Source organism: Streptomyces sp. NPDC052101, assembly GCF_040680235.1.
Lineage (GTDB): Bacteria > Actinomycetota > Actinomycetes > Streptomycetales > Streptomycetaceae > Streptomyces.
This window is the reverse complement of sequence record NZ_JBFAWH010000005.1, coordinates 1-24,601: the sequence shown is the minus strand read 5'-3', so window position 1 is coordinate 24,601 and position 24,601 is coordinate 1. Positions and strand designations below refer to the sequence as shown.

The window sequence follows — 24,601 nt, the reverse complement described above, 5'->3', positions numbered from 1 at the left end:
AGCAGCCGAGCGACTACGGAAAGTTACGGCTACTGTCCGCGCACGCCCTTCGCCAGCTCCCCGGCCAGTTCGCGGACCGCCGCGAGACCGGACGCGTGGTCGGGGGCGTCGAGCATCCGCTTCACAAAGGCCGAGCCGACGATGACGCCGTCGGCGAAGCCGGCGACCTCGGCGGCCTGGGCGCTGTCGGAGACGCCGAGTCCGACGCAGACGGGCAGCGCGGTGCCGGTGGCCCGGGTGCGCTCGACCAGGTTCTGGGCCTGTGCGCCGACGGATTCGCGGGTGCCGGTGACGCCCATCAGCGAGGCCGCGTAGACGAAGCCGCTGCCCGCCGCGGTGATCTGGGCGAGCCGCTCGTCCTTGCTGCTCGGCGCCACGACGAAGACCGTCGCCAGGCCGTGCTTCTCGGCGTGCTCCCGCCACAGCGCCGACTCCTGGACGGGCAGGTCGGGCAGGATGCAGCCCGCGCCGCCCGCCTCGGCCAGCTCGGCGGTGAACCGCTCGACGCCGTAGCGGTCGATGGGGTTCCAGTACGTCATGACGAGGACGGGCTTGCCGGTGGCCTCGTGGGCCTCCTTGACCGTCCGCATCACGTCCGCGATCTTGACGCCGCCGCGCAGGGCGATGTCGTCGGCGGTCTGGATGACCGGGCCGTCGAGGACGGGGTCGCTGTGCGGCAGACCCACCTCCACGATGTCCGCCCCGCCGTCGAAGACGGCCTTGATCGCCTCGATGCCGCCGTCCACGGTCGGGAACCCGGCCGGGAGGTAGGCGATGAGCGCGGACCGGCCCTCGGCCCTGGCGGCCGCGAGGGTGTCCGACAGCAGCTGGATCTTCCCGCTCACTTGGCGTCCCCCTCGATCTCGGCGGTGTCGGTGGCGTCGGCGGCGACCTCGGCGTCGGTGTCGTACAGGCCGAAGTAGCGCGCGGCGGTGTCCATGTCCTTGTCGCCGCGGCCGGAGAGGTTGACGACGATCAGGCCGTCCTTGCCCAGCTCCCGGCCGACCTCCAGGGCACCGGCCAGGGCGTGGGCGCTCTCGATCGCCGGGATGATGCCCTCGGTGCGGGACAGCAGGCGCAGGGCCTGCATGGCCGCGTCGTCGGTGATGGCGCGGTACTCACCGCGACCGGAGTCGCGCAGATAGGAGTGCTCCGGGCCGACGCCCGGGTAGTCCAGACCGGCGGAGATCGAGTACGGCTCGGTGATCTGGCCCTCGTCGTCCTGCAGGACGTACGACCGGGAGCCGTGCAGGATGCCGGGCTCTCCGGCGGTGAGCGTGGCGGCGTGCTCGCCGGTGTCCACGCCGTGTCCGCCGGGCTCGCAGCCGATGAGGCGGACGCCCTCGTCGGGGATGAAGGCGTGGAAGAGGCCGATGGCGTTGGAGCCGCCGCCGACGCAGGCGACGGCGGCGTCGGGGAGGCGGCCGGCCCGCTCCAGGAGCTGGCGGCGGGCCTCGACCCCGATGACCCGGTGGAAGTCGCGGACCATCGCCGGGAAGGGGTGCGGGCCGGCCACCGTACCGAAGAGGTAGTGGGTGTGGTCGACGTTCGCCACCCAGTCGCGGAACGCCTCGTTGATGGCGTCCTTCAGGGTGCGGCTGCCGGACTTCACGGCGACGACCTCGGCACCGAGCATGCGCATCCGGGCCACGTTCAGGGCCTGGCGCCTGGTGTCGACCTCGCCCATGTAGATGGTGCAGTCGAGGCCGAACAGCGCGCAGGCGGTGGCGGTCGCGACGCCGTGCTGGCCGGCGCCGGTCTCGGCGATGACCCGCGTCTTGCCCATCCGCTTGGTGAGCAGGGCCTGGCCGAGCACATTGTTGATCTTGTGGGAGCCGGTGTGGTTGAGGTCCTCGCGCTTGAGGAACACGCGGGCGCCTCCGGCGTGTTCGGCGAAACGGGGGACCTCGGTGAGCGCCGACGGGCGGCCGGTGTAGTTGACCAGCAGGTCGTCGAGTTCGCGGGCGAACTCGGGGTCGTGCTTGGCCTTGTCGTACTCGACGGCGACCTCGTCCACGGCGGCGACGAGGGCCTCAGGGATGAACTTGCCGCCGAACGCGCCGAAGTAGCCTTCGGCGCTGGGTACCTGACCGGTGGGGTCAGGGAAGAAGAAATCGCTGGGCATGCCAGAACCTCACGGTGAGTGCGTGTGAAAAGACACTATTCGCCGTGGGGGCGGAGCTTATGGAACGACCTCAGGCCGTGTGTGGCTGGTCGCGCAGTTCCCCGCGCCCCTTTAGGGCGCGCTGCCATCGACGTCCATTTACTTGCCCGGGCTCGTCACCGATGACGTACCGCACCCTGCGGCCGTGGACGCGCCTCGCCGGGGCGCGGCAGCCTCTTGGGCGGCAGCCGCGCGCCAGGCGGGCGTAGCGGTCCACGGTCGTCACGGTGAGAGTCATCGGGATCAGCCTAGCGGGTGATCAGCTTCGGCCGTGCCGCAGAGCGGGATGCTCGCCCGCGGCGACCAGGTCGGAGACGGCGGACTTCGGGTCGCGGCCGGTGACCAGGGACTCGCCGACCAGGACCGCGTCGGCGCCGGCGTTGGCGTAGGCGATCAGGTCGTGCGGGCCGCGGACGCCGGATTCGGCGACCTTGACGATGTGGTCCGGGATCTCCGGTGCGACGCGCTCGAAGGTGCCGCGGTCGACCTCCAGCGTCTTCAGGTTGCGCGCGTTGACGCCGATGATCTTGGCGCCCGCGTCCACCGCCCGCTCGACCTCGTCCTCGTCGTGCACCTCGACGAGCGGGGTCAGACCGATCGACACCGCCCGCTCGATCAGCGACTCCAGGGCCGGCTGGTCCAGGGCGGCCACGATGAGCAGCACGAGGTCGGCGCCGTAGGCCCGGGCCTCCCAGAGCTGGTACGAGGTGACGATGAAGTCCTTGCGCAGGACCGGGATGTCGACCCGGGCCCGGACGGCCTCCAGGTCGGCCAGTGAGCCGCCGAAGCGGCGCTGTTCGGTGAGGACGGAGATGACGGCCGCGCCGCCCGCCTCGTAGTCCGCGGCCAGCCCGGCCGGGTCGGCGATCGCGGCCAGCGCGCCCTTGGAGGGGCTGGAGCGCTTGACCTCGCAGATCACCTTGACGCCGTCGCCCTTGAGCGCGGCCACCCCGTCCTTGGCGGCGGGAGCCTTGGCCGCGCGCTCCTTGAGCTCGTCGAGGCTGACGCGTGCCTGCCGCTCCGCGAGGTCGGCACGGACTCCGTCGATGATCTCGTCGAGCACACTCACGCGAGCGGCCCCCTTTCATGACGGTGGTTCCTTCGGGTTTTGAAAACCCGTGGTCATTGCGATGGTATCCGGAGGAACGCGGAGGTCCCGCATCCGGTGGACACCGGTCCCAGCAACTGGACGCCCCACCTCCGATCAGGGATGCAACCAGCCGCCGGACGGCAGGTTGCGGACGGCCGTGAACAGCAGCACCAGCGCGCCGGACGCCCACAGGGGCACCGGTCCCAGGTTCATCCGCATCGGCCGGCCGCGCACCTCGTGGACCACCCAGACGGTCCACAGCACGGCGAAGCCCAGGTAGCCGGCCACGGCCAGCGCGTTGTCGTGCACGGCGGTGAGGAGGTCACCGCGGACGAATGCGTGCGCGCTGCGCAGTCCGCCGCAGCCGGGGCAGTACAGGCCGGTGAGCCGGTACAGCGGGCAGACCGGGTAGTGGCCCGGCTCGTTCGGGTCGACGGCGCCGACGTACGCGAAGGCCCCGGCGACGACCGCGAACAGCCCGGCCGGGACGGCGAGGCGCCGCCACAACCGGTCGGCGGGGGCTCGGGAGGAAACAGCGTACGGGTCGGCGTTCACGCGAGCATTGTCCCCTCCGATCCGGCGCCCCGCGCGCCGGTCCCCGGCGGTACGGCTGCCGACAGCCGCGCGGAATACCACGAGGGGCGGCCCGCACCCTCTTCAGGTGCCGGGCCGCCCCTCGGGGAAGCAGTGTGTTGCGCTCAGCTCTCCGCGCCGACCGGCTCGCGGGTCGCGGCGGGCGCCCCGGTCACCACGAGGGGCTTCGGGTTCGCGCCGAGGCCCATGGCCTTCATGATGCCGCCGACCACCGCGCCGCCGAGGATGAGCACCATGCCGACCCAGAAGCCGACGAGGTTGGCCATCACCATGAAGGCGCCCGCGACGCAGAAACCGATGAAGGAAATGATGACGCCGGTCCAGGCGGCCGGGGTGTGACCGTGGCCGTGGCTGCTGCCCGCCATGTCTGTGCTCCTCGTTGCTGTGTACGTGTCCCAGGAGAGCCGCGTACATGTCGTACGGCTCCGAGCCCGCCCGTCACTGTCCGAGCCGGACGCTCGCGGTCCATTGTCCCGTACGCCGGCGCGTACCGGACGCGGGGGTGGCGTCTGATGCGCCACACCCGCTCCGGCAGGGCCGGCGGCTCAGGCGCCGGTCGGGTCCTCGCCCCGGTCCAGGGCCTTCCAGATCTCCTCGGGCCGCTCCGGGTCGACCGGCCGGGCCTTGCGGCGCGGCCGGTCGGTGCCACGCTCGTACCGGCCGGACATGGCGGGCCACAGGGAGCCGTAGCGCAGCGCCAGCAGACCGGCCAGCAGGATCAGCGCGCCGCCGACGGCCGCGACATAGGGCCAGCCGGTGTGGCTGAGCGAGGCGACGGTGGCCGAGGTGTCACCACTCGCCTGGGCGGCCTTCTCGTCCAGCGCGGAGTTGTCGGAGGCGGCCACGAGGGCGGCGGCCACGATGCCGGCGCCGGAGAGCGCGAGCACCCCGGCGACGACGAGCCGGCCGGCCCTGCGGACGGCGAAGACGGCGACGAGCGCGGCGAGGCCCACTATGGCGAGGGCCGCGGGGACGCCCGTGACGTCGCTGCCCTTGACGGTGAGCGGGAACGCGCCGTCGGCCACCGTCGCGGTGCCCTCCGCCCAGCGCTGCCGGGTGGCGAGCAGCGCCACGGCCGCGCCGAGCGCGCCGCACAGGAGGGCCACGGCGAGGCTCCGCCGGCCGGACCGGGCGGGCGCGGCGGCTTCGGTACGGGGGTGAGGTACGGCAGTCACGTACTCCACTATCGCCTGAACCCCGGGCGAACCGTCACCCGGGGTTCGTATGACAATCACCCCACTCGTCGGAAGGGCCTTACTTGCCCAGCCGGTTGGCCGTGTGGACGGCTCGCAGGACGGCCGCCGCCTTGTTGCGGCACTCCTGGTCCTCGGCGACCGGGTCGGAGTCGGCGACGATGCCGGCACCGGCCTGGACGTAGGCCGTGCCGTCGCGCAGCAGGGCCGTGCGGATGGCGATCGCGGTGTCGGAGTCGCCGGCGAAGTCCAGGTAGCCGACGCAGCCGCCGTACAGACCGCGCCGGGAGGGTTCCAGTTCGTCGATGATCTGCATGGCGCGCGGCTTGGGGGCGCCGGAGAGGGTGCCCGCCGGGAAGCACGCGGTGAGCACGTCGAAGGCCGTACGGTCCTCGGTCACCCGGCCGGTGACGGTCGAGACGATGTGCATCACGTGCGAGTAGCGCTCGATGGACATGAAGTCGACCACTTCGACGGAGCCCGGTTCGCAGACCCTGCCGAGGTCGTTGCGGCCGAGGTCGACGAGCATCAGGTGCTCGGCGCGCTCCTTGGGGTCGGCGAGCAGTTCGTCGGCGAGTGCCTGGTCCTCCTGCGGGGTGGTGCCGCGGGGGCGGGTGCCGGCGATGGGGTGGACCATCGCGCGTCCGTCCTCGACCTTCACCAGGGCCTCGGGGGACGAGCCGACGACATCGAACCCGTCGAAGCGGAAGAGGTACATGTACGGCGACGGGTTGGTGGCCCGCAGGACGCGGTAGACGTCCAGGGCGCTCGCCGTGCAGGGGGTCTCGAAGCGCTGGGAGGGCACGACCTGGAAGGCCTCGCCCGCGCGGATGCGCTCCTTGATGTCCTCCACGGCCAGCTGGAAGTCCGGGCCGCCCCACAGCGCGGTGTACTCGGGCAGCTCGGAGGGCGGCAGCACGGCCGGGGGCTGGGCCACCGCGCGCGTGAGGTCGGCCTCCATGGCGTCGAGGCGGGCCACGGCGTCGGCGTAGGCCTCGTCGACCCCGGTGTCGAGGTCGTTGTGGTTGATCGCGTTGGCGATCAGCAGGACCGAGCCCTCCCAGTGGTCCATGACGGCGAGGTCGCTGGTCAGGAGCATGGTCAGCTCGGGGAGCCTGAGGTCGTCGCGCTCGCCGGGGCCGATCTTCTCCAGGCGGCGGACGATGTCGTAGCCGAGGTAGCCGACCATGCCGCCGGTGAAGGGCGGCAGGTCCTCCTGGCGCGGGGTGTGCAAGGTCTGGACCGTGGCGCGCAGCACCTGCAGGGGGTCGCCGTCGACGGGGACGCCGACGGGCGGGGTGCCGAGCCAGTGGGCCTGGCCGTCGCGCTCCGTCAGCGTCCCGGCGGAGCGGACGCCGACGAAGGAGTAGCGGGACCAGGAGCGGCCGTTCTCCGCGGACTCCAGCAGGAAGGTGCCGGGGCGCTCGGCGGCCAGTTTGCGGTAGAGCGCGACGGGGGTGTCGCCGTCGGCGAGGAGCTTGCGCGTGACCGGGATGACCCGGCGGTCGGCGGCGAGCTTGCGGAAGGTCTCGAGGTCCATGGCTGCCGACCCTACTGATCGAACGGCGGAGCGGCGGAATCCGCGTCCTTGAGGAGCACGTCCTCGTCGAAGCAGGTGCGCGCCCCGGTGTGGCAGGCCGCGCCCACCTGGTCGACCTTGACGAGCACGGTGTCGGCGTCGCAGTCGAGCGCGACGGACTTCACCCACTGGACGTGGCCGGAGGTGTCGCCCTTGACCCAGTACTCCCGGCGGCTGCGCGACCAGTAGGTGCAGCGGCCGGTGGTGAGCGTGCGGTGCAGCGCCTCGTCGTCCATCCAGCCGAGCATGAGCACCTCACCCGTGTCGTACTGCTGGGCGATGGCGGGCAGGAGGCCTTCGGCGCTGCGCTTGAGGCGGGCGGCGATCTCCGGATCGAGGCTGCTGGGCCGGGGCTTCCCGGGCGTACTGGTCATGCATGCCATTGTGCCGCGCGGGTACGACAGTGCCGGTGCCGTGTCCACTGCGCGGACTCGGCGCCTGGCCGTAGGCTGACCCCATGTCGACCTTCGCCAAGCGTGAACGGCTGTTGCTCGCCGACCTCTTGGAAACCGTCGGTCCGGACGCCGAGACCCTCTGCGAGGGCTGGCGGACCCGCGACCTGGCCGCGCACGTGGTGGTGCGCGAGCGCCGCCCGGACGCCGCGGGCGGCACGCTGATCAAGCAGCTCGTACCGCGCCTGGAGAAGGTGATGGCCGAGTACACCGCGAAGCCGTACGAGGAGCTGATCCAGCTGATCCGTACCGGCCCGCCGCGCTTCTCGCCGTTCCAGCTCAAGCAGGTCGACGAGGCGGCCAACACGGTCGAGTTCTACGTCCACACCGAGGACGTCCGCCGCGCCCAGCCGGAGTGGAGCCCGCGCGAGCTGGACCCGGTCTTCCAGGACGCCCTGTGGTCCCGGCTGGAGCGCACCGCGCGGCTGGTGGCCCGGGGTGTGCCGACGGGTCTGGTGCTGCGCCGCCCGGACGGGCAGACGGCGGTGGCGCACCGGGGTGCCCCGGTGGTGACGGTGACCGGTGAGCCGTCGGAGCTGCTGATGTTCGCGTTCGGCCGGCAGGACACGGCCAAGGTGCAGGTGGACGGCGAGGCGGACGCGATCACCAAGCTGCACGAGTCCAAGCAGCTGGGCATCTGAGCGGGACCGCCCATGATCAAGGTGGCCATGACCGGGGTGTACGTGGACGACGTGGTCCGGGCGCACGCGTTCTACACGGAGGTCCTCGGCTTCGAGACCCGTACCCACCTGGACCTCGGCGGCGGCACGCTCTTCGTCACGGTCGGGGCCCGGGGTGGCGCCCAGCCCGATCTCCAGCTGCTGCTGGAGCCCGGCCAGGGCCCCATCGCCGAGCCGTACCGCTGGGCGCTGTACGAGGCGGGCATCCCGTGCATCGTCTTCTCCGTCGAGGATCTCGGGACGGAGTACGAGCGGCTTGTCGGCCGGGGTGTCCGGTTCACGCACGAGCCGCAGGAGCAGGGGCCGGTGCTGGCGGCGGTGTTCGACGACACCTGCGGCAATCTGGTGCAGCTGGTTCAGCCGAAGGCGTGAACTTCAGCCGGGGAGTTCCGCGCGGCGCAGCGCCGGTACGACGAGGGCGACGACCCCGCCGAGACCGCAGACGGTGGCGCTGACGACGTAGACCGGCGCGAGCCCCCAGGCCCCGACGGCGGCGGCCGCGAACGGCATGCTCAGCGGGGTGAGGCCGAGGCTGATCAGGCTGGAGACGGCGGTGACCCGGCCGAGGTAGGCGGGGTCGGACTGGGTCTGCAACAGGGCCCCGCACAGGGCGCCGCTGAGCCCGGTGAGCAGGCCGACGAGCAGGGCCGTGCCGACGGCCGCGGGCAGGGTGGGTACGAACGCCAGGGCGCCGACGGCCACGGAACCCACGGCACAGGCGCACCCGGTGACCAGCCCGGCACGCGGCAGCCAGCCCCGGACGGTCAGCAACAGCGAGGCGGCTCCGGCGCCGACCCCGAACCCGGCGAGTACCCAGCCCATGCCGGAGGCGCCCCAGCCACGCCGGTCGGCGAGCAGGGTCAGGCCGACGTTCAGCGGGCCGACGAAGCCGAGGTCGCCGAGGGCGATGGCCAGCATCAGCGGGGCGAGGACGCGGTGCCTGCGGATGTAGCGCAGACCGGCGCGGAGATCGCTCCAAGCGGTCGTGTTCACGGTGCCGTCCGCCGTCGGCAGGTCCCGGATACGCACGGAGAGCAGCAGCGGAACCGATACGGCGATGAGCAGCCCCGCGAGCGCGAAGGCGGCGGCCGCTCCGCCGAGGGCCACGCCGAGGCCGCCGAGCGGAGCGCCGACCACACTGGAGAACCGGATGGCGAGACCGCGCAGGCCCTGCACCCGGGCGAGCTGGTCCTTCTCGGTGAGGCGGGCCGGCAGGGCACCCACGGTGGGCATGAAGACGGCGTCGACGGTGCCGAAGACCAGCGCGAGCGGGGCGAGCGGCCACAGTCCGGGGCTGGTGAGGAACAGCAGCGCGGCCACGGCGAGGACGGCCGCGCAGCGCACGGCATCACTGCCGATGACGACCCGCCGCGGCCCGAACCGATCGGCGATCACTCCGCCGCCGAGCATCAACACGGCCCGGGGAAGCGCGCTGACGGCCATCACGAGACCGGCCTGCCCGGGCGTCCCGCCCCGGACGGCGGCCCAGGACAGGGCCAGGTAGTAGATGCTGTCGCCGAGCATGGAGGAGGTGTACGCGGCGAGCCAGCGCAGGACGTCGGGGTCGCGGTGGGCGGGGAGCGTGTGAAGCGCCCCCGCCCGGGAGACGGCTATGTGGGAGTCGGTCACCGGGTCAGGCGGCCCACTCGCGCAGCAGTCGGGCGATTTCCGCCAGGTCGGCTTCGTCGCTGCGGATATCCGCGACGAGTTTGGCCCAGTGACCGGTCGGCGGGTCGAGCGGCGTGCCAGACGCCTCCATGTAAGCGCGGATACAGCCGATGCCGATCGACGCGTTGTAGTCCGTGAACGGTCGGAGTCTCAGCGCGGTATGCAGGAACGTGGCCGCTCGCGTGGGAATCTCCTCGTAGTAGGGCTCGCCCGCGATGCGCTCGTACTTGTGCCTCTCGGCCATGCAGTGCAAGGCACCCCAGTCCCGGATCGGGGTGTTCTGCGGTGAGACCTCGACCTGAACGCTGAGGATCCAGCCCGCGTCAACGTATAACGTCATCGGAGCCCCACAGGGAATCGCTCCTCGAAGTCGGCCATGATCTCGCGGGCGTACTTCGTGGCCCCCTCCACGAACCGCTGCTTCTGCCGCCGCCGCACCACGTCTTCGGTCAGTATGTCGTGCGCCAGCCTCTTGATCGCGACGCCCTGTTCCTTGGCCTCCGCGCGCAGCTCGGCCAGCTCTTCCTCGGTGAATTCAATCGTGATCCCAGGCATACGAGCACCTTAGAGGGGCGGCAACCATGATCACTACCGCGTTCACTACCGAGAGGGACTCTTCGAACTAGCGAACGGGATGCCCCGCCTCCCGCAGCGCTCGCTTCACCTCGCCGATCCGCAGATCCCCGAAGTGGAACACCGACGCGGCCAGGACCGCGTCCGCGCCCGCCGCGACGGCCGGCGGGAAGTCGGACAGCTTGCCGGCGCCGCCCGAGGCGATGACCGGGACGGTGACGTGCTTGCGGACAGCCGCGATCATCTCCAGGTCGTAGCCGTCCTTGGTGCCGTCGGCGTCCATCGAGTTGAGCAGGATCTCGCCCGCGCCCAGCTCGGCCGCCCGGTGCGCCCACTCGACTGCGTCGATGCCGGTGCCCTTGCGGCCGCCGTGTGTCGTGACCTCGAAGGACCCGGACTCGGTACGGCGGGCGTCGACCGACAGGACCAGGACCTGGCGGCCGAAGCGCTCGGCGATCTCGCGGATCAGGTCGGGGCGGGCGATCGCGGCCGTGTTCACGCCCACCTTGTCGGCGCCGGCGCGCAGCAGCTTGTCCACGTCCTCGGCCGTGCGGACGCCGCCGCCGACCGTCAGCGGGATGAACACCTGCTCCGCGGTGCGGCGCACCACGTCGTACGTCGTCTCCCGGTTGCCCGAGGACGCGGTGATGTCCAGGAACGTCAGCTCGTCGGCGCCCTCGGCGTCGTACACCTTGGCCATCTCGACGGGGTCGCCCGCGTCGCGCAGGTTCTGGAAGTTGACGCCCTTGACGACCCGGCCGTTGTCGACGTCCAGGCAGGGGATGACTCGGACCGCCAGGGTCATGGCTGCTCAGACTCCTCTGAATGCTTCAAGCTCTACTTCGACCAGGATGCGCGGATCGACGAAGCCCTCGACCACCAGCAGGGTCGAGCACGGGCGCACGGAGTCGAACAGCTCCTTGTGGGCCCGCCCCGCCTCGTCGACGTCGCGCACATGGCTCAGATACATACGGGTGCGGATCACGGACTCGATGCCGAGCCCGAACTCCTTCAGCGCCTCGAGGGCGTTGCCGAAGGCGACCTTGGTCTGCTCGTACGGGTCGCCCTCGCCGTACAGCACCGTCCCCTTGAAGGACGTGGTGCCCGCCACGGACACCCGGTCCCCCGCCGCCACGGCGCGCGCGAAACCGAAACTCTCTTCCCAGGGGCTTCCGCTCTGCACGCGCCGTACGGCTTCGGACGTCATGACGACACAGCCTCCAAGGCCTCTTCCAGGGTGAACGCCTTCGCGTACAGGGCCTTCCCGACGATGGAGCCCTCGACACCGAGGGGTACCAGTTCGGCGATGGCGCGGAGGTCGTCCAGGGACGACACGCCGCCGGAGGCCACGACCGGGCGGTCGGTGACCGCGCAGACGTTCTTCAGCAGCTCCAGGTTGGGGCCCTGGAGGGTGCCGTCCTTGGCGATGTCGGTGACGACGTAGCGGGCGCAGCCCTCCTTGTCGAGGCGCTCCAGCGTCTCGTAGAGGTCGCCGCCGTCGCGGGTCCAGCCGCGGCCGCGCAGGGTCGTGCCGCGCACGTCCAGGCCGACGGCGATCTTGTCGCCGTGCTCGGCGATGACCTTGGCGACCCACTGAGGGGTCTCCAGGGCGGCGGTGCCGAGGTTCACGCGCGTGCAGCCGGTGGCCAGGGCTGCCGCCAGGGACGCGTCGTCGCGGATGCCGCCGGACAGCTCCACCTTGATGTCCATCGCCTTCGCGACCTCGGCGATCAGCTCGCGGTTGTCACCGGTGCCGAACGCGGCGTCCAGGTCGACCAGGTGCAGCCACTCGGCGCCGGAGCGCTGCCAGGCGAGGGCGGCCTCCAGCGGGGAGCCGTACGAGGTCTCCGTGCCGGACTCGCCGTGCACGAGGCGGACCGCCTGGCCGTCACGGACGTCGACGGCGGGGAGGAGTTCGAGCTTGGCCATGGTCTACAGGGTTCCGATCCAGTTGGTGAGGAGCTGGGCGCCGGCGTCGCCGGACTTCTCGGGGTGGAACTGGGTGGCCCACAGGGCGCCGTTCTCCACGGCGGCCACGAACGCCTTGCCGTGCGTCGACCAGGTGACCTTGGGGGCCTCGATCACCGGGTTGTTCGCCTCCAGCTGCCAGTCGTGGACGGCGTAGGAGTGCACGAAGTAGAAGCGGGCGTCGGCGTCGAGGCCCGCGAACAGCTCCGAGTCGGCGGGGGCGTCGACGGTGTTCCAGCCCATGTGGGGCACGACCTCGGCCTGCAGCGGCTCGACCGTGCCGGGCCACTCGTCCAGGCCCTCGGCCTCCACGCCGTGCTCGATGCCGCGCGCGAACAGGATCTGCATGCCGACGCAGATGCCCATCACGGGCCGGCCTCCGGACAGCCGGCGGTCGACGACCCAGTCACCGCGCGCGGCACGCAGCCCCTGCATGCAGGCGGCGAACGCGCCGACGCCCGGCACCAGCAGTCCGTCGGCGTTCATGGCCTTGTCGAAGTCACGCGTGATCTCGACATCGGCGCCCACGCGCGCGAGGGCGCGTTCGGCGGAGCGGACATTGCCGAAGCCGTAGTCGAAGACGACGACCTTCTTCGCAGCCGCGGTCAATTCCACACCTCCAGCCGCATGACACCCGCGACGAGGCACAGGGCCGCGCCGATGGAGAGCAGCACGATCAGGCTCGCGGGCATCTTCTGCTTGACGAAGGAGACGATCCCGCCGACCAGGAAGAGACCGACGACGATCAGCAGGGACGAGAGGCTGTTCATGGGGTTACAGCGCGCCCTTCGTGGAGGGGAGGATGCCGGCCGCGCGCGGGTCGCGCTCGGACGCGTAGCGCAGCGCCCGGGCCAGCGCCTTGAACTGGCACTCCACGATGTGGTGCGCGTTGCGGCCGTACGGCACGTGCACGTGCAGCGCGATCTGCGCCTGGGCCACGAAGGACTCCAGGATGTGCCGGGTCATCGTGGTGTCGTACTCGCCGATCATCGGCGCCATGTTCTCGGGCTCGGTGTGCACGAGGTAGGGGCGGCCGGACAGGTCGACGGTCACCTGGGCGAGGGACTCGTCCAGCGGGACCGTGCAGTTGCCGAATCGATAGATCCCCACCTTGTCGCCGAGCGCCTGCTTGAAGGCGGCGCCGAGCGCGAGGGCGGTGTCCTCGATGGTGTGGTGGGAGTCGATGTGCAGATCGCCGTCGGTCTTCACGGTCAGGTCGAACAGACCGTGCCGGCCGAGCTGGTCGAGCATGTGGTCGTAGAAGCCGACGCCGGTGGCGATGTCGGTCCGCCCGGTGCCGTCGAGATCGATCTCGACCAGGACCGAGGTCTCCTTGGTGGTGCGCTCCACGCGTCCAACGCGGTTCATGCCTCAAGCTCCTTCTTCAATTCCCGTACCGCGTCGAGGAACGCGTCGTTCTCCGCCGGGGTTCCCGCGGACACCCGCAGCCACCCCGGTACGCCGTTGTCCCGGACCAGGACACCCCGGTCGAGGATCTTCCGCCAGGCCTCGTGGGCGCTCGCGAACCGGCCGAACTGCACGAAGTTCGCGTCGGACTCGGTGACGTCGTAGCCGATCGCGCGCAGTTCGGCGACCAGCCGGTCCCGCTCCGCCTTGAGCTGCTCGACGTACTTCAGCAGCGTGTCGGTGTGCTCCAGGGCGGCCAGCGCGGTCGCCTGGGTGATGGCCGACAGGTGGTACGGCAGCCGGACGAGCTGGACGGCGTCCACGACCGCCGGGTCGGCGGCGAGGTAGCCGAGGCGCAGGCCCGCCGCGCCGAACGCCTTCGACATCGTGCGGGAGACGACCAGGTGCGGGCGGCCTTCGAGCAGCGGCAGCAGCGAGTCGCCGTGGCTGAACTCGATGTACGCCTCGTCCACGATCACCATCGACGGCTTGGCCGCCTGTGCCGCCTCGTACAGCGCGAGGACGGTCTCCGGCGGAACCGCGTTGCCCGTGGGGTTGTTGGGGGTGGTGATGAAGACGACGTCCGGCTTGTGCTCGGCGATCGCCCGCTCGGCGGCGGCGAGGTCGATCGTGAAGTCCTCGCCACGGGGCCCGGAGATCCAGCCGGTGCCGGTGCCGCGCGCGATGAGCGCGTGCATCGAGTACGACGGCTCGAAGCCGATCGCCGTACGGCCCGGTCCGCCGAAGGTCTGCAGCAGCTGCTGGATGACCTCGTTGGAGCCGTTGGCCGCCCACACGTTCTCGATGCCGAGGGGGTGCTTTCCGGTCTTCGTCAGGTACTTGGCCAGCTCGGTGCGGAGCTGGAGCGCGTCCCGGTCGGGGTAGCGGTTCAGGTCGCGGGCGGCCTCGCGGACCCGCTCCGCGATCCGCTCGACGAGCGGTTCGGGCAGCGGGTAGGGGTTCTCGTTGGTGTTCAGCCGTACGGGGACGTCCAACTGGGGCGCGCCGTAAGGGGACTTGCCGCGCAGCTCGTCCCGTACGGGGAGATCGTCGATGCCGGTCACTTGCCTTCAGGAACCTTCCAACCGAACCGAGCCTTGATCGCCGCGCCGTGCGCCGGCAGGTCCTCCGCCTCCGCCAGCGTCACCACATGGTGGGCGACCTCGGCGAGCGCGTCCTTCGTGTAGTCGACGATGTGGATGCCGCGCAGGAAGGACTGGACGGACAGGCCCGAGGAGTGGCAGGCGCAGCCGCCGGTGGGCAGGACGTGGTTGGACCCTGCCGCGTAGTCGCCGAGCGACACGGGGGCCCAGGGGCCGATGAAGATCGCGCCCGCGTTCTTGACGCGATCGGCGACCTCCGAAGCGTGAGCGGTCTGGATCTCCAGGTGCTCGGCGCCGTACGCGTCGACGACCCGGAGGCCCTCCTCGACGCCGTCGACCAGCACGATCGCGGACTGCCTGCCCCGCAGCGCGGGCACGATCCGGTCCTCGACGTGCCTGGTGGCCGCGACCTGCGGCTCCAGCTCCTTCTCCACCGCGTCCGCCAGCTCGACGGAGTCGGTGACCAGGACGGCCGCCGCGAGCGGGTCGTGCTCGGCCTGGCTGATCAGGTCCGAGGCGATGTGCACCGGGTCGGCGGTGTCGTCCGCGAGGACCGCGATCTCGGTCGGACCCGCCTCGGCGTCGATGCCGATCCGGCCGGTGAAGAAGCGCTTGGCGGCGGCGACCCAGATGTTGCCCGGGCCGGTGACCATGTTGGCGGGCGGGCAGGACTCCGTGCCGTAGGCGAACATCGCGACGGCCGTGGCGCCGCCCGCGGCGTAGACCTCGTCCACGCCGAGCAGGGCGCAGGCGGCGAGGATCGTCGGGTGCGGCAGCCCGCCGAACTCGGCCTGCGCCGGGCTGGCGAGCGCGATCGACTCGACGCCGGCCTCCTGGGCCGGTACCACGTTCATGATCACGGAGGACGGGTAGACGGAGCGGCCGCCCGGCGCGTACAGCCCGACACGCTCGACCGGCACCCACTTCTCGGTGACCGAGCCGCCCGGCACCACCTGGGTGGTGTGCGTCGTACGGCGCTGCTCGCGGTGGACCAGGCGGGCGCGGCGGATGGACTCCTCCAGCGCGGCGCGCACGGCCGGGTCGAGGGCCGCCAGCGCGTCGGTGAGCGCCTGGGCCGGGACACGGACGGATTCCAGCCGTACTCCGTCGAACTTCTCGGCGAAGTCGATCAGCGCCGCGTCGCCACGATGATGCACGGCCTCGCAGATCGGACGCACCTTCTCCAGGGCGGCCTGAACGTCGAAGTCGGCTCGGGGCAGCAGGTCGCGCAGGGCGGGGCCCTCGGGAAGGGCGTCGCCGCGCAGATCGATTCGGGAGATCACAGTCCCAATTCTCTCAGACCGGCGTCGCGAGACGGTGGCGCGTATCAATGGCTGATACAGAACGTGGCCGAACTCGGAAGATCACCTTCACGTCTAGTGTTCCGGACGTCACTCAGCGGGCATGAACGGCTGTACGAAAGCACTGGACCAGGAGAGGACAAAGGTGACCGAGGGGGCCGGCCTGGTTGCCGGAGATCTGCCCGACGAGCTGACCGCGGCCGAGGCGGGCATGTGGCAGGCCTTCCGCAACGGCAGTGTGTACGACCTGAGCAGCGCGGACACCGTCGTGGACGATCCGCACGGCGGCCACCCCTGGGGCCCGGAGCGCGCGGTGCGGGCCCGGATCGTGGCCTGGCTGCTGCTGGACGGCCCGCCCGCGCTCGCGGGCCGGGTGTCCTCGCTGAAGCTGACCGGTGTGCGGATCACCGGCACGCTGGACCTCTCCGGCGGCACGGTGCGGCCGTACGTGGAGCTGCGCGGCTGCCGCTTCGACGACGAGGTGCTGCTGCCGGAGGCCCGGTTCACGACCCTGCGGATGGTGGACTGCGCGGTGCCCCGGCTGGAGGCCGCCCGGGTGCACACCGAGGGCGATCTGCATCTGCCGCGCTGCCGCTTCCAGAACGGGGTCCGGCTGACCGACGCGCACATCGGCACCGATCTGCTGCTCAACCAGGCCGTCGCCTACCGCGACCGCAGCGGCCGGTCGATCGCGGCGGACGGCATGACCGTCGGCCAGGACCTGCAGGCGGAGATGCTGGAGTCGCACGGCGAACTGAGCCTGCGTGCCGCCCAGGTCGGCGTCTCGCTCAGTCTGCGCGGCGCGAAGCTCGACAACCCGTACTCGCGCTACGCCCTGAACGCGCCCCAGCTGACCGTCGAACGCACCCTGTACCTGACCCCGGCCGGCGTGGGCAGCCCGCTGCTGAGCGGCACGACACCCGCGCGCGGGACGCGGATCCAGCCGTTCGAGTGCCGGGGCGGGCTGCGGCTGGACGACGGGCGGTTCGGGGACGCCGTCGACCTGGAGCGGGCGCGGTTCGCCCTCACCGACGACCAGGTGCTGTCGATGCGCCGGGTGCAGACGCCGGAGCTGCGCTTCCTCGGCGACGCCCCGCAGCGCGGCCAGGTGCTGCTGTCCGGTGCGCGGATCGTCAACCTGGTGGACCGCGCGGCCAGCTGGCCGGGGCCGGGCAGTCTGCACATGGGCGGCTTCACGTACGAGAACCTGGTGCCGCGGGGCCCGTTCCCGCTGACCCGGCGCCTGGACTGGGTGGCGGCGGCCACCGCCGAGTACAACCCGGAGCCGTACGAGCGGCTGGCCGCCGTCCTGCGGGCGGCCGGGGAGGACGAGGACGCACGCGAGGTACTGCTCGCCAAGCAGCGCCGGCGCCGCGAGACGCTGCCGCCGGCCGGCAAGGTCTGGGGGTTCGTGCAGGACTGGACCGTGGCCTACGGCTACCGGCCGGGCCGGGCCGCGGTGTGGATGGCGGTGCTGTGGGCGGCGGGCACCCTGGCGTTCACGCACGCGGACCATCCGCCGATGAACCACGACAGCCATCCGTACTGGAGCCCGGCCCTGTTCACGCTGGATCTGCTGCTGCCGGTGATCGACCTGGGCCAGACCGGCCAGTGGCAGCTGAGCGGGGGCTGGCAGTGGCTGGCCGCCGTGATGATCCTGCTCGGCTGGATACTGGCGACGACGGTGGCGGCGGGGGCCACGCGGCTGCTGCGGCGAGGATGAACGGCCGGGGGCCAGGCGGCCACGGCGGCGGGGATGAAGTCCGACTTGACCCGTTTCCCACACAGTGGCCGCATTTTCCGCACCGCGGGGGCACAAAAGCGGACCAGTCTCCTTTTGCCGGTCCTTGACCCGCGACCGTACAACTTTCCGCAACTTCCCCCAAGTCTCTGGCGCGCTGCCGACCTGCGGTCTTTCAATGGTCGACACCATGGCTCTGCTGCCCTCGTTCATCCGCCCCACACGGATGGCCAAACGCTCCGCGCGCCTCGTCTCCGGTCATTCACCGGCCGGGGACGAGGCGATGCTCGACGCGCCCGACGACCGGCTCTCGCCCGCGCTGGTCGCCGCCGGCCGGGGCGAGTACGAGGCCGCGGCCGGCCTGCTGGCCGCCACCCGCGCCGCGGCGGCCTGGGAGAACCACGACCGGTACGTACGCCGCCTCGCCGCCTTCGCCCGCTCGCGCCCCGAGTGGTTCGAGGCCTGGCGCGGCGCCGCCCCGGAGGATCCCGGTGCCCTGCTGGTCGGGGCCCAGCTGGCGGTGGACCGCGTCTGGCCCTCGCCGGCCCGCGCCGAGCTGCTGCGCGAGGTCAGCCCGCTCATCACCGCCGCCGCCCGCGCCGACGACCGCGACCCGGTGCCCTGGCGGATCGCGCTGGACCATGCGCGCGGCTCCCGGGCCGGCCACCGGTACTTCGAGGAGCTGTGGGAGGCGGCCGTCCGGCGCGCCCCGCACCACTACGGCTGCCATGTGGCCGCGCTGCGCTACCTGGCCGACTCCTGCTGCGTCCGGTGGAAAGACACCCCCCACACCCCCCGTGCCTCGCACCGGGAGTGCTTCGACTTCGCCGACCGCGCCGCGCAGGACTCCCCGGCCGACTCGCTCGTGCAGGCCCTGCCGGCCCGGGCGGCCCTCGGCTATCTGACCGACGGCTGCGGCCCCGAGATCCCGCGCGCCCGGCTGGACGCCGCCGCCGACCGGGCGCTCGAACTGTCCGCCCGCTTCCCGGCGGCCGACCCGTGGCCCGCCCAGATCCGCAACAAGCTCCTGTACGTCCTGATGCGCCTGGACCGCTGGGAGGACGCCGGCGCCCAGCTGCGGCTGATCGGCCCGTACGCCACGTCCTTCCCGTGGGACCGGTTCTCCGACGACCCGCTCGGCCACTTCCTTGGCCTGCGCGAGCATCTGCTCATGGCCGGTCCCGGACCCGTCCCGGCGGGCCTGCTGACCTGGCTCGCGGTCCCGCTCGGCGAGCACGGCGGACACGCCCGCGCCGACGACCACTAGGCTGAGGCGTCGTGACCACCGTCCGTCTCCCGCTCTTCCCGCTGAACACAGTGCTGTTCCCGGGTCTCGTGCTGCCGCTCAACGTCTTCGAGGAGCGCTATCGCGCCATGATGCGCGACCTGCTCAAGACACCGGAGGAGGAGCCGCGCCGGTTCGCCGTCGTGGCCATCCGCGACGGCCACGAAGTCGCGCCGAGCGCCCCCGGTATGCCGGATCCCACCGCACAGCCCGAACGGGGACCGGCCGCGGGCTTCGGCCCGGAGCCCCTCCAGGCCTTCCACGGGGTGGGCTGCGTGGCGGACGCGGCGACCATCCGCGAGCGGGCCGACGGCACGTTCGAGGTGCTGGCGACCGGCACGACCCGGGTGCGGCTGCTCTCCGTCGACGCGTCCGGGCCGTTCCTGACGGCGGAGCTGGAGGAACTTCCGGAGGATCCGGGTGACGAGGCGGGCGCGCTGGCCGAAGGGGTGCTGCGCTCCTTCCGCCAGTACCAGAAGCGCCTGGCGGGCGCCCGCGAGCGCTCGCTGTCCACCGGCGCCGAACTGCCGGACGACCCGAGCGTGGTGTCGTACCTGGTGGCCGCCGCGATGGTGCACGACACACCGACCAAGCAGCGGCTGCTCCAGGCGCCCGACACCGCGTCCCGGCTCCGGGACGAGCTGAAACTCCTTCGCGCCGAGACGGCGATCATCCGTAATCTGCCGTCGCTCCCGGCGTTCGAGCTGACGCGGACGCCGACGAGCCTGAACTGAGCAGCACGGCAGAGCGACACCGCTGAGGAAGACCGCCAGGGAAGACGGCTGGGGAAGACGGATGGCGAAGAAGTCGAAGAAGCAGCAGCAGTCCGGGGGCACCCCCGCCACGGTCGCCCTCGCGGCGGCCGGCGTGGACTTCACGGTCCACTCCTACGACCACGACCCTGCCCACCCCTCCTACGGCGAGGAAGCGGCGGAAGCGATGGGCGTGTCACCCGACCGCGTCTTCAAGACCCTGGTGGCGGACGTCGACGGCGCCCTGACGGTGGCGGTGGTCCCGGTGTCCGGCTCCCTGGACCTCAAGGCCCTGGCGGCCGCGGTCGGCGGCAAGCGGGCGACGATGGCGGACCCGACGCTGGCGGAGCGGACCACGGGCTATGTCCGCGGCGGCATCTCTCCCCTGGGCCAGCGCAAGAGGCTGCCGACGGTACTGGACGACTCGGCCGGGACACACGACACGATCTGCGTGTCGGCGGGGCGGCGGGGCCTTGAGGTGGAAGTGGCCCCGGGAGATCTGGCGAAGCTGACGAACGCCGTACTGGCACCCGTCGGACGGGGCTGACGCCGGGCGCCCAGCGGTCACGCCTGGTGCGGATAGGGCGGCTCGGGATCCCGGGGCCCGAACAGCGCGGTCAGCCCGAGATGCACCACCAACGCGCCCAGCGGCCAAGCCAGCAGAGCGCCCTTCGCTCCCAGCTTCAACGGCGCCGAGAAGGTGACCCCCTTCCCCACGTCCTTGGCATGCGCGAGCACATCGGACTCGGGCCCCAGGTACACCCCCAGCCGCCATGCCAGCAGCGACCCGAGCAGCGCACCGAGCCCCAGCGCCACGACGACCGGCACGCCCCCGCGCCGCCGCAGCAGGAACACGACGACGGCACTGACGACCCCGAGGGCAAGCCCCAGCAGGGTGAACGTGCCGTCCACGCCTATCGCCTGCTCCCCCTCGCTGTCCTTGAGATAGACGACCCAGCTCTTGTCGACCTGGTCGCCGACCAGCGGCACATGCGGTGCCAGCCACCACCACAGCAGCCCCAGCAGCACCCCGCCCAAGGCCATGGCCACCGTGATCACGGCGGCATCCCGCAGTTCGGTCTTCATCCCGGGGCCGTCCTGTTCGTACCCGCCCCCCTCCGGCGTCCCGGCAGGCGGCGGCGCCTGCCGGAGCTGGTGCTGGGAGTCTTCGTGCGGCGGCGGTGGTGGAGTCAGCGGTGCGGTCACCCTGACATCGTGCCAGGTCGCGCTGTGCGCCGCGTCACCGGACGGCGGCCCGGCGGTACGCCCAGGTCGCCACGGCCAGCGAGACCACCCCGACACCCGCGCACACTCCCAGGTCGACGAGGACGACGGCCCAGTCCGGGTGTGCCCCGAAGGTCCGGGCGTAGGCCTCCACGCCGTAGGTCGACGGCAGCAGATCCCGCGCCAGCCGTACGATCCCCGGCATCCGGTCGGCCGGCAGCACACCCAGCAGCAGCGCCGCCGACATGCCCAGCTGCCCGAGCAGCGTGGCCAGCTCGGGCCGCGGTGCGAGCAGCCCGCAGGCGGCGCCCAGCCCGGACAGCGCGGCCCCGGCGAGCGGGATCACGGCCACCAGGATCCACAGGTTGGCCATCGGCAGCCCGAACAGCGTGCACCCGAAGACGGCCGTCACCAGTGTCCCCGGCACGGTGAAGGAGGCGTATGCGGCCGCCGCGCCCAGCACCACCGCGGCCGGCGGCACCGGCAGGGTGGCGTAGTGATCGAGCCCCCCGCTGGCCCGCAGCTGACCGAAGTACTGCGAGAGCAGATTCAGCGCGACGTACGCGACGACCAGCACCGATGAACCCGCCACCACGGACTCGGCCTCGCTGCCGCTGTCGACCACGCCCCGCATCATCACGGCGATGCCGATGGACTGGAAGGTGGCCACGAACAGCAGCGGGATCCGCGCCACCCGGGCCCGGGACAGCTGCGCCCGGTAGACGGCCGCCAGCGACGGCCACAGCCGTGCGGGCGGCCCGAGTTCGGCCGCGCCCCGTGCCGTCTCGGGCACGGCCGGGGCACCGCCCGGCAGCACCTCCGCGGGTACGACACTCACGTCGAGCTGCTCCTCTTCCCTGCGGCGGCCGCCTTCCCGGCGGCAGTCGCGTAGCTCCCTACGGCAGTCGTACCGACCCATACGCATCGCACGGCCGCCGCGCTCACGCCTTCACCAGCCCCTGCCGGGCCGCGCCGCCCAGCGCCAGGTAGACGTCCTCCAGGCTGGGCGTGGCGAGCGTGAAGTCGTCCAGGGCGGCGAAGGCGGCCCCGCCGGTCACGGTGGCGACGACGGCGCGGGCCTCGTCGGGGGCGAGCCGCAGCGTCCAGCGCCGGCCGGACTCCGCCGCGCGCTCGCGCAGCGCGGCGACCTCGGGCACCTCCAGCGGCGCCCGCTCCCGCCACACCAGCTCGACCCGGACCTCGCCGGCGACCTGTTCCTTCAGCCCGGCCGGGGTGTCGCAGGCGATGACCCGCCCCTGGTCGAGCACGGCGACCCGGTCGAGCACGGTCTCGGCCTCGATGACGTTGTGGGTGACCAGCAGCACGGTCGTGCCGTGCTCGGCGCGCCGCCGGTCCACGGCGGCCCAGACCGCGCGCCGGGCCACCGGGTCCATGCCAGTGGTCGGCTCGTCCAGCACGAGCAGCGGCCGCCGGCCGACGAGGGCGGCGGCGAAGCAGGCGAGCCGCCGCTGCCCGCCGGACAGCTTCTTCAGCGCCCGCCCGGCGATCGGCGTCAGCCCCAGCTCCTCCAGTACGGCGTCCCGCTCGGCCCGTGCCCGCCCTGCGTCCAGGCCGCGCAGGCGTCCGGTGGTCTCGGCGGCGAGGGAGACGGTCAGCTCGTCCAGTGCGGAGGACTCCTGGCCGAGGTAGGCGAGGAGGCGCGCGGCCCGCTCGGGGTGGCGGACGATGTCGTGCCCGAGGATCTCGACGCTGCCGGTGTCCGGCCGGAGCAGCCCGGTGAGCTGTCGTACGAGGGTGGACTTGCCGGCGCCGTTCGGCCCGAGGAGCCCGAAGACCTCGCCGCGCCGCACCTCCAGCTCGACCCCGTCGGTGGCCCGCACCTCGGGGGTGCCGGGCGCGCCCCGGCGCCCCTTCACGGCCGGGTACGTCTTGCCGAGCCCGCGCACGCGTACGACCTCGTCATACCGAGGTGCCTGTGCCGCGCGCGTACTCACAAGGGACGAGAGTACGGGGTCGGAGCCCTTTACTCGCCCTTGGGGCCGGTCCCGCTCACTCCCCCGGCACGCTCTCCGCCGCGGCCGGTACGTCGATCTCCCGCCAGAACCCCGCCCGAATGGCGTAGCGGTCGTGCTCGTCGATCTGGTCGTCCTTGTGGGCGAGCAGCCCGAACCGCGCGGCGTAGCGCAGCAGCTCCCCGTCGATGCGGTGCGGGATGCGCGGATACAGCTGCGACAGCTTCTGCAGATGACCCTGGTCGCCGAGCCGGGACATCCAGCGACGGGCGAAGACCTGTCCCACCTCGTACGGGTCGCCGCCGACGGTGGTGATGTCCTCCTCGCGGTCGGCCCACCGCTGCTCGGCGGTGGTGAGCTGGGCGAGCGTCGGCATGGCGGCGACATCGGGCGGTTCGGTGACGGCACCCGGCCGGTCCACCCAGCCCTTGTCGGAGGACCAGCGCAGGGTCGCGGTCGCGGGGTGCTGCACGGGCTGGGCACCGGGGGCGCGCAGCGCGGCGAGGTCCTTGGGGGTGGGGACGCCCTTGCCGACGGCCCGCTCCTGGACGCCGTTCCCCGTCGCGGCGGCCGGGGGCGCGCCCGGCTCGGGCGGGCGCTCGGCCGCCGCGGTGAGCGCGGACTCGGGCAGCGGCGCGGACAGGATCGCGGCGATCTCGGGCCGGGGCACGGGCGGCGGGGCGCAGACGCCGGTCAGCTCCTTGGCGCGGACGGCCTGGGTGATCCAGGCGCGGTCCAGGACGCGCCGCTCGTCGGCCTCGGCGACCAGGTCCTCGGACTGGTTGTAGTCGCCGTCGGCGGCCTGTACGGCCCACAGGTGGACGGCGACGCCGTGTTCCTTGGCGGCCATCATGCCGGGCAGCAGATCGCCGTCGCCGGTGACGAGGACGATGTCGGAGCAGGCGCGGTTGCGGGCCAGCTCGGTCAGCTCGGCGTGCATGGCGGCGTCGACGCCCTTCTGCGCCCAGCGTCCGTCGCTGCGGGTGAGAGCGCCGAGCCGGACCGTGACGCGGGGCATGACACGTAGGCGGCGATGCTCCGGTTGGGGGACGCGGTCGGGGGCGCCGTCGAACCAGTAGATACGCAGCAGCGGCCGCTCGGTCTCCGACTCGGCACGTTCGCGCAGCGCCTGGATCAGCGCGGTGTGGTCGACGGTGATCCGGGACCGCGAGGGCTCACCGGCGAGGAGGCTGGCGGCGGCACCCAGCAGGTACCCGGCGTCCACCAGGACGATGCAGCGGTCCACGCGTCTCACCCTCTTCCCGGGAGGTCTTGCTTCGGACTTCCTTCGAGTCTGCCCGACGGCGCAGAGGTTAACGGCCCGAACTCGATCTTCGGCGTGGCGTTTGCGGATCCCGATCGCTCACCACCCCTGTCACACACGGTAATTATCCGACATGCGCGTGATGTCAGCGTATGTGAATCTGGTCCCGGCCCTGGCCCCTAGATCCCCCACAGGAGGCAGATCACCATGGCCAAGAACAAGAATCGCAAGCAGGGTGGCCCGCAGAACCGCGCGTCGCAGCCCGAGCAGACACGCGAGAACGCACAGCGGCAGTCCGAGGCACACGAGTCGCCGGTGTCGCACATCCAGGGCAACCCCACGGATGTTGCTCGCAAGAAGCAGAAGAGCTTCGGCCACAACTAAAGGGCAGTTGAAGCCCAGGCACACACGAGGGGCGCACCCGCATCGGGTGCGCCCCTTCGCGCTTCCTCGGTCTCAGCCCGCCAGGCAGGAGGGGCCGAGCAGCACCTTCAAGTCGCCGAAGAGCGCCGGGTCGGGCTTGACCCGGTGCCGGTCCAGGCGCAGCACGGTGGTCTTGCGCGGGCCCTGGAGTTTGATGCGGACCTCGC

General features: G+C 72.1%; 30 protein-coding genes. 7 read left to right on the top strand and 23 right to left on the bottom strand.

The window, feature by feature from the left end:
* Positions 1–29: 29 nt before the first annotated feature.
* From trpA to hisI, 8 genes are all read right to left on the bottom strand, one after another.
* Positions 30–845: a tryptophan synthase subunit alpha gene (gene trpA, locus AB0L75_RS11875; protein WP_365179025.1), complete on the bottom strand. Its 816-nt coding sequence runs from the start codon at positions 843–845 to the stop codon at positions 30–32.
* The gene (gene trpB, locus AB0L75_RS11870; RefSeq protein ID WP_365179022.1) at positions 842–2,125 is read right to left on the bottom strand and encodes a tryptophan synthase subunit beta; all 1,284 of its coding nucleotides are present in this window, start codon (positions 2,123–2,125) and stop codon (positions 842–844) included. The genes trpA and trpB overlap by 4 nt, the downstream gene beginning before the upstream one ends.
* A 298-nt stretch (positions 2,126–2,423) precedes the next feature.
* Complete coding sequence (gene trpC / locus AB0L75_RS11865) at positions 2,424–3,233, bottom strand: indole-3-glycerol phosphate synthase TrpC (RefSeq protein ID WP_365179020.1); 810 nt, start codon at positions 3,231–3,233, stop codon at positions 2,424–2,426.
* Positions 3,234–3,368: 135 nt separating this feature from the next.
* The gene (locus tag AB0L75_RS11860) at positions 3,369–3,809 is read right to left on the bottom strand and encodes a DUF2752 domain-containing protein (protein ID WP_365179017.1); all 441 of its coding nucleotides are present in this window, start codon (positions 3,807–3,809) and stop codon (positions 3,369–3,371) included.
* Between the two features lie 143 nt (positions 3,810–3,952).
* Complete coding sequence (locus AB0L75_RS11855; RefSeq protein ID WP_365179014.1) at positions 3,953–4,213, bottom strand: HGxxPAAW family protein; 261 nt, start codon at positions 4,211–4,213, stop codon at positions 3,953–3,955.
* A gap of 180 nt (positions 4,214–4,393) precedes the next feature.
* Complete coding sequence (locus tag AB0L75_RS11850; protein ID WP_365179011.1) at positions 4,394–5,032, bottom strand: TIGR02234 family membrane protein; 639 nt, start codon at positions 5,030–5,032, stop codon at positions 4,394–4,396.
* 70 nt (positions 5,033–5,102) lie between these two features.
* On the bottom strand, positions 5,103–6,581 hold the full coding sequence (locus tag AB0L75_RS11845) for an anthranilate synthase component I (RefSeq protein WP_365179008.1): 1,479 nt from the start codon (positions 6,579–6,581) through the stop codon (positions 5,103–5,105).
* Positions 6,582–6,592: 11 nt separating this feature from the next.
* On the bottom strand, positions 6,593–6,994 hold the full coding sequence (gene hisI, locus AB0L75_RS11840) for a phosphoribosyl-AMP cyclohydrolase (protein ID WP_365179005.1): 402 nt from the start codon (positions 6,992–6,994) through the stop codon (positions 6,593–6,595).
* A gap of 83 nt (positions 6,995–7,077) precedes the next feature.
* On the opposite strand from hisI, the gene AB0L75_RS11835 reads away from it, so the two are divergent.
* Positions 7,078–7,713, top strand: a complete 636-nt coding sequence (locus AB0L75_RS11835) for a TIGR03085 family metal-binding protein (protein WP_365179002.1) — start codon at positions 7,078–7,080, stop codon at positions 7,711–7,713.
* A 12-nt stretch (positions 7,714–7,725) separates the two neighbouring features.
* Positions 7,726–8,124 (top strand): VOC family protein, encoded by a 399-nt coding sequence (locus AB0L75_RS11830; RefSeq protein ID WP_365178999.1) that lies wholly within the window; start codon positions 7,726–7,728, stop codon positions 8,122–8,124.
* Between the two features lie 3 nt (positions 8,125–8,127).
* Here the strand turns inward: AB0L75_RS11830 and AB0L75_RS11825 are convergent, their stop codons facing one another.
* From AB0L75_RS11825 to hisD, 11 genes are all read right to left on the bottom strand, one after another.
* Positions 8,128–9,381, bottom strand: coding sequence for an MFS transporter (locus AB0L75_RS11825; RefSeq protein WP_365178997.1), 1,254 nt, complete (start codon positions 9,379–9,381; stop codon positions 8,128–8,130).
* A 4-nt stretch (positions 9,382–9,385) separates the two neighbouring features.
* A complete protein-coding gene (locus AB0L75_RS11820) occupies positions 9,386–9,760 on the bottom strand; it encodes a hypothetical protein (RefSeq protein WP_365178994.1) in 375 nt (124 codons plus the stop codon).
* Complete coding sequence (locus AB0L75_RS11815; protein WP_365178991.1) at positions 9,757–9,975, bottom strand: hypothetical protein; 219 nt, start codon at positions 9,973–9,975, stop codon at positions 9,757–9,759. Before AB0L75_RS11815 ends, AB0L75_RS11820 begins: the two co-directional genes overlap by 4 nt.
* Positions 9,976–10,042: 67 nt before the next feature.
* Complete coding sequence (gene hisF, locus AB0L75_RS11810; protein WP_365178988.1) at positions 10,043–10,798, bottom strand: imidazole glycerol phosphate synthase subunit HisF; 756 nt, start codon at positions 10,796–10,798, stop codon at positions 10,043–10,045.
* Positions 10,799–10,804: 6 nt separating this feature from the next.
* Positions 10,805–11,200 (bottom strand): RidA family protein, encoded by a 396-nt coding sequence (locus AB0L75_RS11805; protein WP_365178986.1) that lies wholly within the window; start codon positions 11,198–11,200, stop codon positions 10,805–10,807.
* Entirely contained in the window at positions 11,197–11,922 is a 726-nt protein-coding gene (gene priA / locus AB0L75_RS11800; RefSeq protein ID WP_365178983.1) for a bifunctional 1-(5-phosphoribosyl)-5-((5-phosphoribosylamino)methylideneamino)imidazole-4-carboxamide isomerase/phosphoribosylanthranilate isomerase PriA, read from the bottom strand. The genes AB0L75_RS11805 and priA overlap by 4 nt, the downstream gene beginning before the upstream one ends.
* Before the next feature lie 3 nt (positions 11,923–11,925).
* Positions 11,926–12,576, bottom strand: a complete 651-nt coding sequence (hisH, locus tag AB0L75_RS11795; protein WP_365178979.1) for an imidazole glycerol phosphate synthase subunit HisH — start codon at positions 12,574–12,576, stop codon at positions 11,926–11,928.
* Positions 12,567–12,731: a hypothetical protein gene (locus tag AB0L75_RS11790; RefSeq protein ID WP_365178976.1), complete on the bottom strand. Its 165-nt coding sequence runs from the start codon at positions 12,729–12,731 to the stop codon at positions 12,567–12,569. Before AB0L75_RS11790 ends, hisH begins: the two co-directional genes overlap by 10 nt.
* Positions 12,732–12,735: 4 nt before the next feature.
* Entirely contained in the window at positions 12,736–13,329 is a 594-nt protein-coding gene (gene hisB / locus AB0L75_RS11785) for an imidazoleglycerol-phosphate dehydratase HisB (protein WP_031166423.1), read from the bottom strand.
* A complete protein-coding gene (locus AB0L75_RS11780) occupies positions 13,326–14,432 on the bottom strand; it encodes a histidinol-phosphate transaminase (protein ID WP_365178973.1) in 1,107 nt (368 codons plus the stop codon). The genes hisB and AB0L75_RS11780 overlap by 4 nt, the downstream gene beginning before the upstream one ends.
* Positions 14,429–15,754 (bottom strand): histidinol dehydrogenase, encoded by a 1,326-nt coding sequence (gene hisD, locus AB0L75_RS11775; protein ID WP_365178970.1) that lies wholly within the window; start codon positions 15,752–15,754, stop codon positions 14,429–14,431. The genes AB0L75_RS11780 and hisD overlap by 4 nt, the downstream gene beginning before the upstream one ends.
* A gap of 163 nt (positions 15,755–15,917) precedes the next feature.
* Between hisD and AB0L75_RS11770 the strand changes: the two genes are divergently transcribed.
* The 4 genes from AB0L75_RS11770 (at position 15,918) to ybaK (ending at position 20,097) form a co-directional block, all read left to right on the top strand.
* Positions 15,918–17,495 (top strand): oxidoreductase, encoded by a 1,578-nt coding sequence (locus AB0L75_RS11770; protein ID WP_365178967.1) that lies wholly within the window; start codon positions 15,918–15,920, stop codon positions 17,493–17,495.
* Between the two features lie 196 nt (positions 17,496–17,691).
* A complete protein-coding gene (locus tag AB0L75_RS11765; protein WP_365178964.1) occupies positions 17,692–18,780 on the top strand; it encodes a hypothetical protein in 1,089 nt (362 codons plus the stop codon).
* An 11-nt stretch (positions 18,781–18,791) separates the two neighbouring features.
* Positions 18,792–19,532 (top strand): LON peptidase substrate-binding domain-containing protein, encoded by a 741-nt coding sequence (locus tag AB0L75_RS11760; protein ID WP_365178961.1) that lies wholly within the window; start codon positions 18,792–18,794, stop codon positions 19,530–19,532.
* Between the two features lie 61 nt (positions 19,533–19,593).
* Positions 19,594–20,097 carry a Cys-tRNA(Pro) deacylase gene (ybaK, locus tag AB0L75_RS11755; protein WP_365178958.1) on the top strand — a complete coding sequence of 168 codons (504 nt, stop codon included), beginning with the start codon at positions 19,594–19,596 and terminating at the stop codon, positions 20,095–20,097.
* 17 nt (positions 20,098–20,114) lie between these two features.
* Here the strand turns inward: ybaK and AB0L75_RS11750 are convergent, their stop codons facing one another.
* The 4 genes from AB0L75_RS11750 to AB0L75_RS11735 all read right to left on the bottom strand — a co-directional run bounded on the left by AB0L75_RS11750 (position 20,115) and on the right by AB0L75_RS11735 (position 23,993).
* A complete protein-coding gene (locus tag AB0L75_RS11750) occupies positions 20,115–20,756 on the bottom strand; it encodes an AAA family ATPase (RefSeq protein WP_365178955.1) in 642 nt (213 codons plus the stop codon).
* A gap of 34 nt (positions 20,757–20,790) precedes the next feature.
* Positions 20,791–21,612 carry an ABC transporter permease gene (locus tag AB0L75_RS11745; RefSeq protein WP_365178952.1) on the bottom strand — a complete coding sequence of 274 codons (822 nt, stop codon included), beginning with the start codon at positions 21,610–21,612 and terminating at the stop codon, positions 20,791–20,793.
* Positions 21,613–21,715: 103 nt separating this feature from the next.
* Positions 21,716–22,729 (bottom strand): ABC transporter ATP-binding protein, encoded by a 1,014-nt coding sequence (locus AB0L75_RS11740; RefSeq protein ID WP_365178949.1) that lies wholly within the window; start codon positions 22,727–22,729, stop codon positions 21,716–21,718.
* 55 nt (positions 22,730–22,784) lie between these two features.
* Positions 22,785–23,993: an NYN domain-containing protein gene (locus AB0L75_RS11735; RefSeq protein ID WP_365178946.1), complete on the bottom strand. Its 1,209-nt coding sequence runs from the start codon at positions 23,991–23,993 to the stop codon at positions 22,785–22,787.
* Positions 23,994–24,218: 225 nt separating this feature from the next.
* Here AB0L75_RS11735 and AB0L75_RS11730 point away from each other — a divergent pair, with 225 nt between their 5' ends.
* Complete coding sequence (locus AB0L75_RS11730; protein ID WP_365178943.1) at positions 24,219–24,395, top strand: hypothetical protein; 177 nt, start codon at positions 24,219–24,221, stop codon at positions 24,393–24,395.
* The last annotated feature ends 206 nt before the right edge of the window (positions 24,396–24,601 follow it).